Below are 335 nucleotides of genomic sequence, written 5' to 3'. Positions count from 1 at the left end.
AAATTAACCAACAATGGGGAGGAGACTTCACCTACCTTAAGACCAAATCGGGTTGGCTCTACTTTGCAGTTGTGATGGATTTGTTTAATCGAGGGGTCATCGGATGGTCATTCAGCACCAAACGAAATGGCGAATTAACTAAGAGCGCTTTGCGTATGGCTTCCAATACCAGAGAACCTAAGAAAGGATGTTACTTTCATTCAGACCAAGGGACGGAATACATGACAACGAACTATCAAGAATCTCTTGATGAACTAGGTCTGGTTCGCAGTGTCAGTCGCCGTGCAACACCGACGGATAATGCGAAAGTAGAGTCCTTCTTTTTATACCATGAG

1 protein-coding gene is annotated in these 335 nt (G+C 44.2%); it reads left to right on the top strand.

The genetic code is table 11. The features are described 5' to 3' along the window. Positions 1-2: 2 nt before the first annotated feature. Positions 3-335: transposase (locus IYN85_RS26555; protein ID WP_370592252.1), on the top strand; the 333-nt coding region annotated here is incomplete at its 3' end.

It is taken from the genome of Reinekea sp. G2M2-21, from assembly GCF_015687175.1.
In the GTDB taxonomy this organism is placed as follows: domain Bacteria; phylum Pseudomonadota; class Gammaproteobacteria; order Pseudomonadales; family Natronospirillaceae; genus Reinekea.
The sequence above is the reverse complement of the archived record's forward strand: the minus strand, read 5'-3'. Positions and strand labels throughout refer to the sequence as shown.